Annotated in this window: 13 protein-coding genes; 6 read left to right on the forward strand and 7 right to left on the reverse strand. The window is 69.3% G+C overall.

The annotated features are described in order from the left end of the window. Nucleotides 1-121: 121 nt before the first annotated feature. Entirely contained in the window at nucleotides 122-1,315 is a 1,194-nt protein-coding gene (locus KXC42_RS09955) for an aspartate aminotransferase family protein (protein WP_052039983.1), read from the forward strand. Here the strand turns inward: KXC42_RS09955 and KXC42_RS09960 are convergent. Beyond that, a complete protein-coding gene (locus KXC42_RS09960; protein WP_033096548.1) occupies nucleotides 1,275-1,541 on the reverse strand; it encodes a hypothetical protein in 267 nt (88 codons plus the stop codon). The two genes, KXC42_RS09955 and KXC42_RS09960, sit on opposite strands and share 41 nt — an antisense overlap. 72 nt (nucleotides 1,542-1,613) lie before the next feature. On the opposite strand from KXC42_RS09960, the gene KXC42_RS09965 reads away from it, so the two are divergent. Together KXC42_RS09965 and KXC42_RS09970 are read left to right on the forward strand one after the other, a co-directional pair. Next, nucleotides 1,614-2,324, forward strand: a complete 711-nt coding sequence (locus tag KXC42_RS09965) for a hypothetical protein (protein ID WP_024100695.1) — start codon at nucleotides 1,614-1,616, stop codon at nucleotides 2,322-2,324. A gap of 101 nt (nucleotides 2,325-2,425) precedes the next feature. After that, complete coding sequence (locus KXC42_RS09970) at nucleotides 2,426-3,355, forward strand: hydrogen peroxide-inducible genes activator (protein WP_064060799.1); 930 nt, start codon at nucleotides 2,426-2,428, stop codon at nucleotides 3,353-3,355. Between the two features lie 11 nt (nucleotides 3,356-3,366). Here the strand turns inward: KXC42_RS09970 and KXC42_RS09975 are convergent, their stop codons facing one another. From KXC42_RS09975 to KXC42_RS09990, 4 genes are all read right to left on the reverse strand, one after another. Next, complete coding sequence (locus KXC42_RS09975) at nucleotides 3,367-4,131, reverse strand: LysR substrate-binding domain-containing protein (RefSeq protein ID WP_219130260.1); 765 nt, start codon at nucleotides 4,129-4,131, stop codon at nucleotides 3,367-3,369. 41 nt (nucleotides 4,132-4,172) lie between these two features. Further along, entirely contained in the window at nucleotides 4,173-6,677 is a 2,505-nt protein-coding gene (locus KXC42_RS09980; RefSeq protein ID WP_006551324.1) for an RNA helicase, read from the reverse strand. A gap of 67 nt (nucleotides 6,678-6,744) precedes the next feature. After that, the gene (locus KXC42_RS09985) at nucleotides 6,745-7,782 is read right to left on the reverse strand and encodes an alpha/beta fold hydrolase (RefSeq protein ID WP_006551325.1); all 1,038 of its coding nucleotides are present in this window, start codon (nucleotides 7,780-7,782) and stop codon (nucleotides 6,745-6,747) included. 174 nt (nucleotides 7,783-7,956) lie between these two features. Beyond that, nucleotides 7,957-8,979 (reverse strand): proteasome assembly chaperone family protein, encoded by a 1,023-nt coding sequence (locus KXC42_RS09990; protein ID WP_219130261.1) that lies wholly within the window; start codon nucleotides 8,977-8,979, stop codon nucleotides 7,957-7,959. A gap of 219 nt (nucleotides 8,980-9,198) precedes the next feature. Between KXC42_RS09990 and KXC42_RS09995 the strand changes: the two genes are divergently transcribed. Both KXC42_RS09995 and KXC42_RS10000 read left to right on the forward strand, forming a co-directional pair. Next, the gene (locus KXC42_RS09995) at nucleotides 9,199-9,867 is read left to right on the forward strand and encodes a DUF5642 family protein (RefSeq protein ID WP_019289199.1); all 669 of its coding nucleotides are present in this window, start codon (nucleotides 9,199-9,201) and stop codon (nucleotides 9,865-9,867) included. 169 nt (nucleotides 9,868-10,036) lie between these two features. After that, entirely contained in the window at nucleotides 10,037-11,173 is a 1,137-nt protein-coding gene (locus tag KXC42_RS10000; protein ID WP_024100702.1) for a DUF4192 domain-containing protein, read from the forward strand. Between the two features lie 19 nt (nucleotides 11,174-11,192). On the opposite strand, the gene galE is transcribed toward KXC42_RS10000, so the two are convergent. Together galE and KXC42_RS10010 are read right to left on the reverse strand one after the other, a co-directional pair. Next, nucleotides 11,193-12,185, reverse strand: a complete 993-nt coding sequence (galE, locus tag KXC42_RS10005) for a UDP-glucose 4-epimerase GalE (protein WP_175427942.1) — start codon at nucleotides 12,183-12,185, stop codon at nucleotides 11,193-11,195. A 45-nt stretch (nucleotides 12,186-12,230) separates the two neighbouring features. Then, nucleotides 12,231-12,917: a metal-dependent transcriptional regulator gene (locus KXC42_RS10010; RefSeq protein ID WP_006551330.1), complete on the reverse strand. Its 687-nt coding sequence runs from the start codon at nucleotides 12,915-12,917 to the stop codon at nucleotides 12,231-12,233. A gap of 104 nt (nucleotides 12,918-13,021) precedes the next feature. On the opposite strand from KXC42_RS10010, the gene KXC42_RS10015 reads away from it, so the two are divergent. After that, entirely contained in the window at nucleotides 13,022-14,293 is a 1,272-nt protein-coding gene (locus KXC42_RS10015; RefSeq protein WP_219130262.1) for an acetoin utilization protein AcuC, read from the forward strand. Nucleotides 14,294-14,305 lie beyond the last annotated feature (12 nt).

Consider the following 14,305-nt stretch of genomic DNA (forward strand, 5'->3'; position numbering starts at 1 on the left):
ACCAGGGTGGCGGGTACGGGCCTCCGGCGCCAGAGTCGTTTCCTCCGCATACGATGGCGGGTGTCGTGATCGTCGTGGACGGGAGTTGGTCGTGGGTGCGTTGTGGCACGGATTCGCCGATATGGGCGCGATCGAACGGGACGGCGCATTCGTCGTGTCGCGCGGGGAAGGCGCGTACATCTGGGACGACGCCGGCAACCGTTACCTCGATGCCACCGCCGGACTGTGGTTCACCAATGTCGGTCACGGCCGCACCGAGATCGGCGACGCGATCGCAGCGCAGGTCGCCAAGCTCGCCCACTACTCGAACTTCGGCGATCTGACCTCCGAACCCGCCGTCGAACTCGCCGAGCGTCTCGCGGGGATCGCCCCGGTTCCGGGCAGCAAGATCTTCTTCACCTCCGGTGGATCCGACTCCGTCGACTCGGCGGCCAAGCTCGCGCGGCGGTACTGGCAGGAGGTCGGGAAGCCCGGCAAGCGGCTGCTGGTCTCGCGCGAGAAGGCGTACCACGGCATGCACGTCGGCGGCACCTCGCTCGCCGGTATCCCCGTCAACGGTGAGGGCTACGGCCGCCTGTGGGAGGACACCGCGCGGGTTGCCTGGGACGACGCCAAGGCGCTGCTCGAACTCATCGATTCGGTCGGTGCCGACTCCATCGCGGCCTTCTTCTGCGAACCCGTCATCGGTGCGGGCGGGGTGTACCTGCCGCCGGACGGCTATCTCGCCGAGATCCGCGACATCTGCCGCGACCACGACATCCTGTTCGTCGTCGACGAGGTGGTCACCGGCTTCGGTCGTATCGGTGGTTCGTGGTTCGCGTCGTCGCGATTCGACCTGGAGCCCGACATGGCCACCACCGCCAAGGGACTCACCTCCGGCTACCTGCCGATGGGCGCCCTGTTCGTCGCTCCGCGCGTCGCCGAACCGTTCTTCGCCGGAGACGTGTGGTGGCGCCACGGATACACCTACGGCGGGCATGCTGCAGCCGCAGCGGCCGCCCTCGCCAACCTCGACATCATCGAGCGTGAGAATCTGCTCGCCGAGGCGGCGCGGATCGAGCGGACGCTGCACGAGAAGCTCGCTCCGCTGGCGGACCACCCGCGGGTGGCGGAGGTGCGCAGCGGCCTCGGTGCGGTGGCGGCCGTGCAGCTCACCGATCCGTCCGAGGCGCTCGGTTTCGTCAAGACCCTGCGGCAGCATGGGATCTCGGGACGCGCGGCCGGTCAGGGCGCGATGCAGATCTCCCCGTCGTTCGTGATGACCGACGAGCAGATCACCGATCTCGCCGACGGAATCGCCGCAGCACTCGGCTGATCTTTTCCTTCGGCCCGATCGGTACCTCGGCGAGGGGGAGTTCGGCGCTGCCGTCGCGTGCGGCGAGCGAACGGGCATAGCGTTCGTGCAGCACCGACCGCACCTCGTCTGGGCTGTAGTTCCGTCGTTGCCGCTCGTTGCGGGCGGCGACAGCACCGGTCGCCGCGACTCCCACGATCCCGGCGAGTCCGACGAGCTTCCACCACTTGCCACCGCGCAGTGCCATGGGGCGACCCTAGCGGTCCGTCGGGGTCATGGGGACGACCCCAGCGGCCGTCGGGCATGGCAGGCTGACGGCATGGACACTTCGTCGGCAGATCGGTCCGCCGGTGCGCGTTCGCGTCTCACCCTCGACGAGGCCGTGGCGACGACCCGCACGGGGGACCTGTGGATCTTCCGCGGCGCCACCCCGGCCGACCGAGCAATCCAGACGCTGACCAACGCACCGGTGAACCACGTGGGGATGACGGTCGCGCTCGAGGACCTGCCGCCGCTGATGTGGCACGCCGAGCTCGGACGCAGTCTCCCGGACATGTGGACCGGGCGGCACCAGCGCGGCGTGCAGTTGCACGACCTGCGCAGTGCGGTGCAGGTGTGGGCCGCGCGTTACGGCCAGCGCGGCTGGCTGCGGCAGATCTCGGTGGCGGTCACCCCGGACCAGGAGGACCAGCTGCTGCGCACGATCGCGCGGCTCGACGGCACACCGTTCCCGTCGACGACGAAACTCACGGGGCGATGGTTCGCGGGCCGGCTCCCGCGCCGTCGCCGGGCGGCCGTACCGTCCGGTGGGCTCGAGAGCGCGTACTGCGCCGAAGTGGTGGGGCTGACGCTGGAGGAGATGGGGTTGCTGCGGCAACGGCACCGGGGGAGCAACTGGTACGACCCCGGCCGGTTCTGGAGCGGCGACCGGCTGCCGCTCGCTCCCGGTGTGGAGTTCGGTGGCGAGATCGAGGTCGTGCTGGACGAGGATGACCTCGCTGCCGGAAGAGCGGCGGGCTCGGCGTCGTAGGACCTGGCAGTCGGCGCAGCGAGCGCCCGTCTCGTGGTCGACGCACGACCGTCCGATAGCTGCGAAAGGTAGAGGCGATAGGTCGCACTACACTGATAGGCGTGACCGATCAGAGCTACCAGCCCACCCTCTCGCAGCTGCGTGCCTTCGTCGCGGTGGCCACCTACCGCCACTTCGGCACGGCAGCAGCGCGACTCGAGGTCAGCCAGCCCACCCTGTCCCAGGGGCTGGCGGCTCTCGAGAACGGCCTCGGCGTCCAGCTCATCGAGCGGAGCACCCGCCGCGTGCTCGTGACACCGGTGGGAGCGCGCCTGCTTCCCTACGCGGAGGTGGTACTCGACGCCGCCGACGGCTTCGTCGACGCGGCTGCAGGAGTGTCCGACGGACTCTCGGGCCCGCTGCGGGTGGGCCTGATCCCCACCGTCGCGCCCTACGTCCTGCCCGAGATCCTGCCCGCACTCGACCGGGCGATGCCGGCGCTGTCGCTGCAGGTCGTCGAGGACCAGACCGCGCGTCTCCTCGACGCCCTGCGCGCCGGAACCCTCGACGTCGCCGTCCTCGCCCTGCCCGCAGACGTCTCGGGTGTCATCGAAGTGCCGCTGTACGACGAGGATTTCGTCCTCGTCCTGCCGACCGGACACGAACTCGCCGGGCGCACCGACCTCTCGGTCTCCGCGCTCGACGACGCGCAACTGCTGCTGCTCGACGAAGGCCACTGCCTGCGCGACCAGACACTCGACCTGTGCCGGTCCATCGACGCGCGACCGGCACTCGGCGACACCCGCGCGACCTCCCTGTCCACCGTGGTGCGCTGCGTCGCAGGACGATTGGGCATCACCCTCGTCCCGGCCTCCGCGGTCGCCGTCGAAACCGCCCGGGGAGACCTCGAGGTCGCGCACTTCGCGGACCCGGCACCCGGCCGCCGCATCGGACTGGTGTTCCGCTCGTCGTCCCCGCGCGGAGTCGACTACCGCATCCTCGCCGAGACCATCCGCGGCTGCGTCCCGCCGACCTGCCGCCCCGTCTCCTGACGAAGACCCCCTCAGCGCCGACCACGCCGAGGCTTCCCGGGGCGCTTCCGCGCGGACGTCCCCGCCCGGCGGGACGTCTTGGGCTCGGGCGCGCGGCGCTTCGGGGCCGAGCCCTTGCGTTCGCCACGACGCGAGGTGCCGCCCGACTCGGCGTCCGGCTCGGAATCGCTGCGGCCACGGGAACTGTTGGCCGTCCGTCCCCGGACGATGCCCACGAACTCGTCGACGTGATCGGTCGTCCGGTCGGTGACCCACACGAGACCCACCTGGGACGCGGGCGCGTCGACGACGGGACGGTAGGTCAGGTCGCGGCGGTGGTGCAGGCGGGCGAGCGACTGCGGCGTGACGAGCACACCCACCTCCGAAGCGACGTGCGAGATCGCGTCCTCGGTGGTCGCGGGCCGCTCGAACGCCTCCTCACCGGGTAGGGCGACCCAGTCGAGCACGTCGTCGAGCGGATGCAGCACCGTCTCGTCGGCGAGGTCGGACACCGACACCTCGTCGACCGCCGCGAACACGTGCTCCTTGGGCACCACTACGACGGAGACCTCGGTGTAGAGCGGGATGACCGACAGGCCGTCCCGCTGCAGCGGCAGGCGCAGCAGCGCGATGTCGGCGACGTCCTCGCGTAGCGGATCCGCACCGGCCGTGGGTTCGACGGGGACCAGTTCGATCGGGACGTCCGGCATCCGCTCGTTCCACACCCGCACCCACTTCGCGGGGGTGACACCCGGGACGTAGGCCAAGCGGAAGGGTTGCACGGTCGGTTCGCTCACCGAGTCAGGCTACCGCTCCCGAGGTCCGCCGCCTGCGACGATCAGCCCTCGACGATCTCGAACTCGTCGAACACCACTTCACCGGCCGCATCGGACTCGCGGAGGTTCACCTCGCCGATCAACGCCCAGCCGTGATCGCCCTGCGGATCGTGCAGGGTCTGACGCACCCGCCACAACTCGGGACCCATCTCGACGGTGAACAGCAGCGGTCCACGCGCGTCGGGGCCGGTACCGATCTCGTCGTACTCGTCGAAGTACAGCTCGAGCAGGTCTTCCCAGTCCTCGGCGTCGAGACCGTCGCCGAGGGCCGCGAGTTCGTCCCAGCGTCGACGCGAGGCCAGCTCGACCCGCTTGAACATCGCGTTGCGGACCATGACCTTGAACGCGCGGACGTTCGCGGACAACGGGCGAGGGGAGTCGACGCCGAACGCGATCTGCTGGTCGTCGGATTCCACCCCGGGATGGGTGAGGGACTCCCACTCGTCGAGCAACGATGAGTCGACCTGCCGGATCAGCTCGCCGAGCCACTCGATGATGTCCTCGAGTTCCTCCGTGCGCGCGGCGTCCGGCACCGTCTGCCGCAGCGCGCGGTAGGCGTCGGCGAGATAGCGCAGGACCAGCCCCTCGGAGCGGGCCAGGCCGTAGTGCGAGACCATCTCGGAGAAGGTCATGCTGCGCTCGATCATGTCGCGCACCACCGACTTCGGGGAGAGGGGGAACTCCGACACCCAGGGATGCCCACCCCGGTACGTCTCGAAGGCCGGCTCGAGCAGCTCCACGAGCGGCTTGGGCCAGGTGATCTCCTCGAGCAGTTCCATCCGCTCGTCGTACTCGATGCCGTCGGCCTTCATCTGTGCGACGGCCTCACCGCGTGCGGCATGCTGCTGCGCCATGAGCACCTGACGGGGATCGTCGAGGGTCGATTCGATGACCGACACCACATCGAGCGCGTAGGTGGGGGAGTCGACGTCGAGCAGTTCGATCGCTGCGAGGGCGAACGGCGACAGCGGCTGGTTGAGCGCGAAGTCGCGTTGCAGGTCGACGGTGAGGCGGGCCCGGCGCCCGAACTCGTCGGGCTCGTCGAGTTGCTGCACCACACCCGCTTGGAGCAGGCCCCGGTACAGCGAGATCGCCTTGAGGATGTGCTTGCGCTGCGCCGGACGGGGTTCGTGGTTGTCCTCGAGCAGATGCCGCATCGCGTCGAAGCAGTTGCCCGGTCGCGCAATGACGTTGAGCAGCATCGAGTTGCTCACCGAGAACCGTGACTGCAGCGGTTCGGGCGACGCCGCGATCAGCTTGTCGAAGGTGCCCTCGCCCCACGAGACGAACCCTTCGGGTGCCTTCTTGCGCTGCACCTTCCGGCGCTTCTTCGGGTCGTCCCCGGCCTTGGCGAGGGCCCGGACGTTCTCGATCTCGTGCTCGGGGGCCTGTACGACGACGGTGCCCATCGTGTCGTATCCCGCGCGGCCTGCGCGACCGGCGATCTGGTGGAACTCGCGCGCCTTGAGCTGCCGGGTGCGGGTGCCGTCGAACTTCGTCAGGCCCGTGAGCAACACGGTGCGGATCGGCACGTTGATGCCGACGCCGAGCGTGTCGGTTCCGCAGATGACCTTCAGGAGCCCGTCCTGCGCGAGCTTCTCGATCAGGCGCCGGTACTTCGGCAGCATGCCCGCATGGTGCACACCGATACCGTGCCGGACGAGACGCGAGAGGGTCTTGCCGAAGCCGGTGGAGAACCGGAAGTCGCCCAGCGCGGTGGCGATCGCCTCCTTCTCGGCCTTCGTGCACATGTTCACGCTGGTCAGGGCCTGGGCGCGCTCGAGGGCCGCGGCCTGGGTGAAGTGCACGACGTAGACGGGTGCCTGATGGGTGGTGACGAGTTCTTCGATCGCTTCACCGATGGGTGCCTGCGAGTACGAGAAGGTCAACGGGACGGGTCGTTCGGAGCCCGAGACCTCCACCGTCGGCCGTCCGGTGCGGCGGGTCAGATCCTTCTGTAGGAAGGTCACGTCGCCGAGCGTCGCGGACATGAGCAGGAACTGCGCGTGCGGCAACTCGATGAGCGGAACCTGCCACGCCCACCCGCGGTCGGGTTCGGAGTAGAAGTGGAACTCGTCCATCACGACCTGGCCGATGTCGGAGTCCGGTCCCTCGCGCAACGCGAGATTCGCGACGATCTCGGCGGTCGCGCAGATGATCGGCGCTCCGGCGTTGACCGATGCGTCGCCGGTCATCATGCCGACCTTGTCGGCACCGAAGACGTCACACAGGGCGAAGAACTTCTCGCTCACGAGCGCCTTGATCGGGGCGGTGTAGAAGGTGCGCTTCCCGGCAGCGAGCGCGAAGAAGTGCGCGCCGAGCGCTACCATCGACTTTCCCGAGCCGGTGGGCGTGGCGAGGATGACGTTGGAGCCGGCGACGAGCTCCATGAGCGCTTCCTCCTGCGCCGGATACAGCGAGATGCCACGATCCGTCGTCCAGGTGGTGAACGCGTCGAACAGCGCGTCGTCGTCGACGGGGTCGGGTATCAGATCGGGAAGCAGCACTTCTCCAGGCTAGTCGGAAGGACCCGACCCACCGCCGCGGGTCGCGTGGCCCGGCGTGTAGTGCAGGTCAGGTGGCGCTGCGCTCGTCCGAACCCATCGCGCCGAGCACCGCCATGCGGGTCTCCGGGCCACCGCTGATCTGCGACTCGCTCACACCCGACACGAGGAGCCGGCGCCAGCGGTCGAGGTCGAACTCCAGGGGAGCGGTGGTCTCCAGGAAGTTCTCGACCACCCGCAGGAAGCGCAGCGGGTCGTCGCGGAACGGGAAGTGGCCGGAGCCCCGGAAGATCTCGAGACGTGAACCGGGCATGGCCGAATGCGCGAGATAGGCGTGGGCGATGGGGATGACGCTGTCGTGATCGCCCCAGATGAGCTGGACGGGAAGGTTCTCCGTCAGATAACAGCGGTCGAGCATGGTCACCACCTGACCGCGCCAGTCGACCACCGCGCGCAGCGTGCGCAAATACGCTTCGTAGGCCGTGGGGTCGGGGAGGTTCCCCAGTACGCGCACCAGATCCGAGGTGTCGTGCAGCAGGGCACCGGGCCTCAGTGGCGATCCGTTGACCCGGTTCAGCATCGCGCCGGCAGCGCGCAGGACGGGCATCGCCCCGGGCAGTCGCAGGACCCGCAGCGCTTCGCTGACGATCGGCACCGAGATCAGCCGCAGGGCAAGATGGACGTCCTTGGTGACACCGCCGGACGCGACGAGCACCAGACGCTCGACCATGTGCGGGAACTGGTAGGCGAACTGCATCGCCACCCCGCCGCCGAGCGAATGGCCGATCACCGTGACCGATTCGATCCCGAGGACCGACAGCAGGTCGCGCATACCGTTCGCGTAGGCGGCCACCGAGTAGTCGGCCCGCGGCTTGTCGGATCGACCGTGCCCGAGCAGGTCGGGGGCGATCACGGTGTACTTCTCCGCCAGGTGCGGGATCACGTCCTGCCAGGTCGACGAGTCGTCACCGATTCCGTGTACGAGCAGCAGTGCGGGACCGCTTCCGGCCAGGCGGAACGCGCGTCGGTAACCGTGGATCGTGCGGAACACGATGCGGGGTTCGTTGTCCGGAACCGGGCGGAGCGTCCGGGCGCGCGGTGGAACCATGAGCGTCTCCTGCGACGTCGGTGATCGCGTGGTGGTAGTCAGGCTGCCCGACCCGTGGCCGAGAGCCGGACACGACTACCACTGTGGCATGTCGCCGAAGCGTACATGTCTGTATGTGACGTCGACAACGACGATTGTGATGATCATGAAACATCCGGCGAACCCGCCGTGGTGTCAACGCGGAGCGGAATCGTCCCCGTCGTCCGGGTCGAACTCGCCGAATTCGCCGTCGCCGGTTCTTCCGTCGTCCGGACCGGGGAGATCGCCGCCGGGACCGGCGCCGCGCCGGTCGTATTCGGCGAGGAACCGCTCGAACTCCGCCCCGATCTCCTCACCCGTCGGCAGACTCTCGTCGGTCGGCAGGGGAGAGGTCTGCTGTTCCTGGGCGGCGACGTAGCTGTCGTATTGCCGCTCGAGCGCGTGTACCACGCCGAGGACCTCGGCATTGTCCTCGATGTGCTCGTCGATCTGCTCCCGCACCCGCGCCGCGGCCTCACCGAGCGCCTGCAGAGACAGCTCGAGACCGCCGACCTCTGCGACGTTCGTCAGCAGCGTTTCGGCGGCCGCCGGATAGTCGGTCTGGGCGAGATAGTGCGGCACGTGGACGGAGAAGCCTACGGACTCGTGCCCGTGCTGGCCCATGCGGTATTCGAGCAGCGACGACACTCCCGCGGGCACCTGGAGCTCGCCCGACCAACGGTGGTGCCCCGCGATGAGGTCCTTGTTCGTCGAGTGCGCGGTGACCGCCAACGGCCGGGTGTGCGGGATCGCCATGGGGATCGCGTTGAGTCCGATGGTCCGCCGCACCCCGAACTGCTCGGCGAGCAACCGCACCGCGGTGATGAAACGCTCCCACTTCAGATCCGGCTCGGCACCCGCGAGCAGTAGGAACGGGGTGCCGGCCTCATCGATGAGCGCGTACAGGTTCAGTTCGGGCTCGGCGTAGTCCGAGAAGTGGTCGGCCTCGAACGTCATGAGCGGCCGACGCGACCGGTAGTCGATCAGTTCGTCGACGGCGAACGACGCGACGAGCTCGGTCTCCAGACTCTCGCGCAGGTGCGTGGTCGCCAGGCGCACCGCGTGTCCCGCGTCGGCGAAACCTTCGAGACCGTGCACGAGGACCGGCCCCTCACCTTCCGGGGAGGTGAGCTGCGGAGCCGGGAATTCCAGCTCGTACATGCGGGACTGTTCGTCCATCTGCGAACCACTCCGATCACACTTCGTCTCGGCATCTCCGCCGGGGTCACCCGACGTGGCATGGTGGTGTTCGAGTCTAATCGACGCTACGACGACCGATTCCGGGGCGCACATCCTGCCCGACGTCGACGACCGAGGGAGGTTCGGGTGACCCGACGCGACACTCGTCCGAGGCGCCGCGCATCGGCCGCCCGAAGCGCGGTGGCGACAGCGTGCCTGATGCTCGCATCCGCCTGCTCCCAGACCGTCTCCGGCGACCCCCGGCCCGAACCGGCAGCCCTGACGGGAACCGCGCCTGCACCTGCACCCGCGATTGTCCGGGCACCGGGCGAGCTGGTGCTTCCTCCCGAACGTTTTCCCGAACCGTACGTCGCGGTGGTCCTCCCACCGGAGGCCGTGGCGCAGGCAGCGCCCGACCTGACCGGGATCCAGCCCGGCTCGAAGGTCGATCCGGGCGGATGTCTGCCGCCCGCGCAGAATTACGGCCCCGAGAGCACCGCCATGGTGGTCGGTACCGACAACGCCAGTCGCGCGACGATCAGTGTCGAGGTCACCCGTTCCGCTCCGGACGTCGGCGAGTACCGCACCTATCTCACCGAGTGCTCGCAGGTGGACGCCACCGTGCGGGGGATCACCTCGACCGTCTCGACCGTCCTCGGCGACGATCCCGCCATAGCCGTCGACGGGGCCGAGACGCTGGCCCTGACCCGCACGGTCGACTCCGGCAGGGGATCGGGTGGCATGACGCAGTCGATGGCCGCGCGGATCGCGCAGATCGGGGACGTGCGTGTGACGGTCACGTACCTGTCCTTCGACGCGGCGCCGCCCGACGCCGACAATCTCGACCTCGTGTTCCGGGAGGCCGTCGACTTCGCCGCCCGCCCCTGACGGGGCCGGGCACGCACCCTAACAGCGCTCACCGACGGGATCGTCCGTTCGGCACGGGTCGACGATGCCGGTCGCGGAGTTGTCCACAGCCGGCCGGTTCATCCCCAGAAGGCCGCGGAACGACCCCGGGAGTCGCTTTCCGCTCGGACCGATGAGCCACGGTTCGAGCATGACAACTTCCACGCCTTCGTCGTCGCATCCCCTCCGTCTCACCGATGTCGGTGACGTGATCGCCGCCCTGCCCGCCCTCATGGGCTTCCCGCCGATGCGTTCGATCGTCGTGATGTGCCTGACCCCGACGGGTGACGCTCCGACCCGCCCGAACGGGAAGGTGGCGAGTATCGGCGCCGTGATGCGACACGACCTCGTCCTGCCCCGGCCCGGAGAGTCGGTCCCGGAACCCATGCGCGCGGCGTTCCGGCGCTTCTGCGCCGTCTGTGCCCGCGAGGGCGCGGAATCTGTGGTGGCCGTTCTCGTGGACGACGACCTCATCGACCGGCACGATCCGGTGATCGCCGACGTGTGCAGGCTCGTCGACGACTTCGCCGACCATCTCGACGCCGTCGGCATCGACCTGGCGGGGGTGTACGCGCTACCGGAGATCACCGGTGGAGCGACCTGGTTCGTGCCCGGCCAGAACATCACCGGCAGCGTGGCCGATCCCGGGTCCTCGGTGGTCGCGGTGGCCCGGGTGTTCGAGGGCAGCCCGATCCGCGGCTCCCGCACCGAGCTCGCCGCACTGCTCGCGCCGTATCCGCCGGCGGTGAGGCAGGAGGTCGCGCGGTGTATCGACGAGGTCGTCGAGACCCGCGACCGCGAGTACGAACGCTGTGCCCGCGAGGGCGGCGGCGAACGCGCCGACCGTCTCGAACTCGAAACCGTGCTCGCACACATCGAGACGTACGCCGGCGGAACGGATCCCAGCGCGTCCGACATCGCCGAGCTGGCCGTCCTGCTCGCCAACCGCACGGTGCGCGACGCCGCCATGGGACTTGCGACCGGACCGCTCGCACGGCCGGCGGAGCGTCTGTGGACCGAGCTCGCCCGGGCCCTGCCCGATCCCGAGCGGGCCGATGCCGCCGCGCTTGTCGGCTTCGGCGCTTACGTGCGCGGCGACGGTCCGCTCGCCGGGGTCGCGCTCGCAGCGGCCCTCGAATCCGATCCCCGCCACCGGCTTTCGGATCTGCTCGACCAGGCCCTGCAGGCGGGACTGCGTCCCGAGTCGATCCGTGGCCTCGCGGAGACCGGACACGAGATCGCGGCGCGGCTGGGACTCGAACTGCCGCGCGGCGACGAACCGTCCTGAACCGGAGCCGTGTCCTCGATCAGCGTCGAGCAGCGTGCAGCCGGTCGCCGAGAGACCGGGTGAACTCCCACGCATCGGAGACGATCTCGTCGAGATCGGTGTGCTGGGGGTTCCACCCGAGCTCGGAGATCGCGCGGCTGCTCGAGGCGATGAGCACGGCCGGATCACCGGCACGGCGCGGCGCGTCGACCGCTGCGATCGGCAGGCCCGTGACTCGCTCGCACGCCGAGATGACCTCGCGGACGGTGAAGCCCTCTCCGCTGCCGAGGTTGTAGATGCCGTGGCGGCCGGGTTCGGACTTCGTCAGTGCCAGTACGTGGGCGTCGGCGAGATCCTTGACGTGGATGTAGTCGCGCACCGCGGTGCCGTCCTTGGTCGGCCAGTCGGTGCCGAAGACCGAGATGTGATCGCGCACACCGAGAGCGACCTGCAGCACGAGTGGGATCAGATGCGTCTCGACGACCCGGTTCTCCCCGGCACCGCCGTAGGCGCCGGCGACGTTGAAGTACCGCAGACTCGTCGCCGCGAGACCGTGAGCGTGCGCGTACGAGGAGATCGCATGATCGATGGCGAGCTTCGACGCACCGTACGGGTTGGTCGGCCGGGTGGGCGCGTCCTCGGTGATCGGCACGCTGTCGGGTTCGCCGTAGGTCGCGGCGGTGGAGGAGAACACCAACCGTGGGGTACCCGAGCGGCGGACGGCCTCGAGCAGGGCCAGGGTGGTCACCACGTTGCCTTGCCAGTACTTCTCGGGGAACTCCACCGACTCGCCGACGAGGGACTGTGCACCGAAGTGGAGGACGCCGTCGAAACGGGATCCGGAGAGCAATTCGTCGGCGACGGCCGCGATGTCGCCCTCGACGAACTCGGCACCGGTGGGCACCGCTTCGGCGTTCCCGGTGGACAGGTCGTCGACGACCACGACGTCGTGGCCCTGCTCGAGCAACACGGTCGTGCACACGCTGCCCACATAGCCGGCGCCGCCGGTCACCAGAAGTCTCACGCTGGACATCCCCTTTTCGCACGCCCGTACCGGACATGCGAAAAGGGGCCTGGGTCAGACCTGCTTCACCTGCACGGCGTGGGCCATCTCGTCGGAAAGCTCGAAGCTGTCGTGACCGGCCACGGTGATGGACACCGAGCCCGGTCGCGTCTCGACTGTAACCCGCGCGTCCGGGACCACACCGGCCTCACGCAGTCGCGCGATGACCTCGGGGTCGGACTGGACGTACTCCGCGAGCCGGCGTACCACGACCGCGGTCGGCTTGCCGTGCGGGATGTCCGTCAACCGCACCAGCTTCTCGTCGAGGACCGCCGTGCGGTCGAGGCCGAGCTGGGCCAGTCCTGGAATGGGGTTGCCGTAGGGGGAGGTGGTCGGGTTGTTGAGCACCTCCACGAGACGGCGCTCGACCTCCTCGCTCATCACGTGTTCCCAGCGGCAGGCCTCGGCGTGCACGTTCTCCCAGTCGAGACCGATCACGTCCACGAGAAGCCGTTCCGCGAGCCGGTGCTTGCGCATGACCGAGACCGCGAGATCGCGGCCCTTCTCGGTGAGCTGCAGGTGGCGGTCGCCGGCGACCCGGAGCAGGCCGTCGCGTTCCATGCGGGCCACGGTCTGGCTGACCGTCGGTCCGCTCTGTTCGAGGCGCTCGGCGATACGCGCGCGCAGCGGCACCACGCCTTCCTCTTCCAAGTCGTAGATGGTCCGGAGATACATCTCCGTTGTATCGACCAGGTCCTTCACTCTCACACCCCTTCGTCTGGGCCGATTCTAACCGTGCGAACAGGACGGTGGGGGCGCCCTCCGAGGCTCGCATGTCCGTGGGTGGACCAGTAGCGTCTGTGTCCATGACCACGAGCTCCACCGCGGCGGGCGGTACGACACAGCTGAGCGGCGATCGGATAGTGGTGTGGAGCCCCGACTACCTCGACTACCGGTGGGGTCCGACACATCCGATGAACCCCACGCGTCTCGATCTCACGATGGCGCTGTCCCGCAGTCTCGGTCTCCTCGAAGGCGTCGAGACGGTCCGCCCGTCCCCTGCGGACGACACCGATCTGCTGCGCATCCACACCTCGTCCTACGTCGACGCGGTCAAGCGCGCGGGCTCCGCTCCGGAGGGAGCGGCACCCCCGGCCGACGCACCCCACGGTCTCGGCACCGAGGACAACCCGATCTTCCCCCGTATGCACGAGGCCAGCGCGACGCTCGCCGGGGGAACCCTCGCGGCCGCACGCGAGATCGCGAGCGGCCGGGCCCGCCGTGCGGTGAGCATCGGGGGCGGCATGCACCACGCGATGGCCGACTGGGCCGCCGGGTTCTGCGTCTACAACGACGCCGCCATCGCGATCTCGTGGCTGCTCGACCACGGCTACGACCGCATCGCCTACATCGACGTCGACGCCCACCACGGCGACGGTGTGCAGCACGCATTCCTCGGCGATCCCCGCGTCCTGACCATCTCCCTGCACCAGCATCCCGCGACGCTGTGGCCCAACACCGGGTGGTCCAGCGAGGTCGGTTCGGGTCCGGCCGAGGGCACCGCGATCAATCTGCCGGTACTGCCGGGCACTGTGGACGCGTTGTGGTTGCGCGCCTTCCATGCCGTCGTGCCGGGCGCGGTCGCGGCGTTCCGCCCCCAGATACTCATCAGTCAGTGCGGTGCCGACAGCCACCGCGAGGACCCTCTGGCCGATCTCTCCCTGACCGTCGACGGCCAGCGCGCGTCGTATCTCGCGATGCGCGATCTCGCCGACCGCTACTGCGAGGGTCGCTGGCTCGCCGTGGGCGGCGGCGGTTACGGCCTCGTGCGGGTGGTGCCGCGCGCGTGGACCCACCTGATCGCCGCGGCGCTGGACCGCGAGATCGACCTGAGCACCCGGGTTCCGGCGGACTGGAGCGAGCGCGTCGGCGCTCTCGCCCCGAGCGTCGAACTGCCCACGGTCATGGGGGAGGGCTCCGACGTCTCGTACCTGCCGTGGGACGGTCCCGGTGGCACACCGGAAACGGGGATCGCGTCCCTGGACCGCGCACTGACCCGCATCGATTCGGCGATCATCGCCACGAGGCGGGCGGCCTTCCCGCTGCTCGGCCTGGACCCGGAGGACCCCCGTGACTGACCGGCAGAATCC

The organism is Rhodococcus sp. LW-XY12 (assembly GCF_019317345.1).
GTDB classification, from domain to species: Bacteria; Actinomycetota; Actinomycetes; order Mycobacteriales; family Mycobacteriaceae; genus Rhodococcus; species Rhodococcus pyridinivorans.

Excerpts from the sequence above, each read along its gene's own strand:
- KXC42_RS10000 (WP_024100702.1), top strand. The coding sequence starts at position 10,037 with ATGACAACTTCCACGCCTTCGTCGTCGCATCCCCTCCGTCTCACCGAT.
- KXC42_RS09995 (WP_019289199.1), top strand. The coding sequence starts at position 9,199 with ATGCTCGCATCCGCCTGCTCCCAGACCGTCTCCGGCGACCCCCGGCCC.
- KXC42_RS09955 (WP_052039983.1), top strand. The coding sequence starts at position 122 with ATGGGCGCGATCGAACGGGACGGCGCATTCGTCGTGTCGCGCGGGGAA.
- KXC42_RS10015 (WP_219130262.1), top strand. The coding sequence starts at position 13,022 with ATGACCACGAGCTCCACCGCGGCGGGCGGTACGACACAGCTGAGCGGC.
- KXC42_RS09965 (WP_024100695.1), top strand. The coding sequence starts at position 1,614 with ATGGACACTTCGTCGGCAGATCGGTCCGCCGGTGCGCGTTCGCGTCTC.
- KXC42_RS09990 (WP_219130261.1), bottom strand. The coding sequence starts at position 8,979 with ATGGACGAACAGTCCCGCATGTACGAGCTGGAATTCCCGGCTCCGCAG.
- KXC42_RS09985 (WP_006551325.1), bottom strand. The coding sequence starts at position 7,782 with ATGGTTCCACCGCGCGCCCGGACGCTCCGCCCGGTTCCGGACAACGAA.
- KXC42_RS09960 (WP_033096548.1), bottom strand. The coding sequence starts at position 1,541 with ATGGCACTGCGCGGTGGCAAGTGGTGGAAGCTCGTCGGACTCGCCGGG.
- galE (WP_175427942.1), bottom strand. The coding sequence starts at position 12,185 with ATGTCCAGCGTGAGACTTCTGGTGACCGGCGGCGCCGGCTATGTGGGC.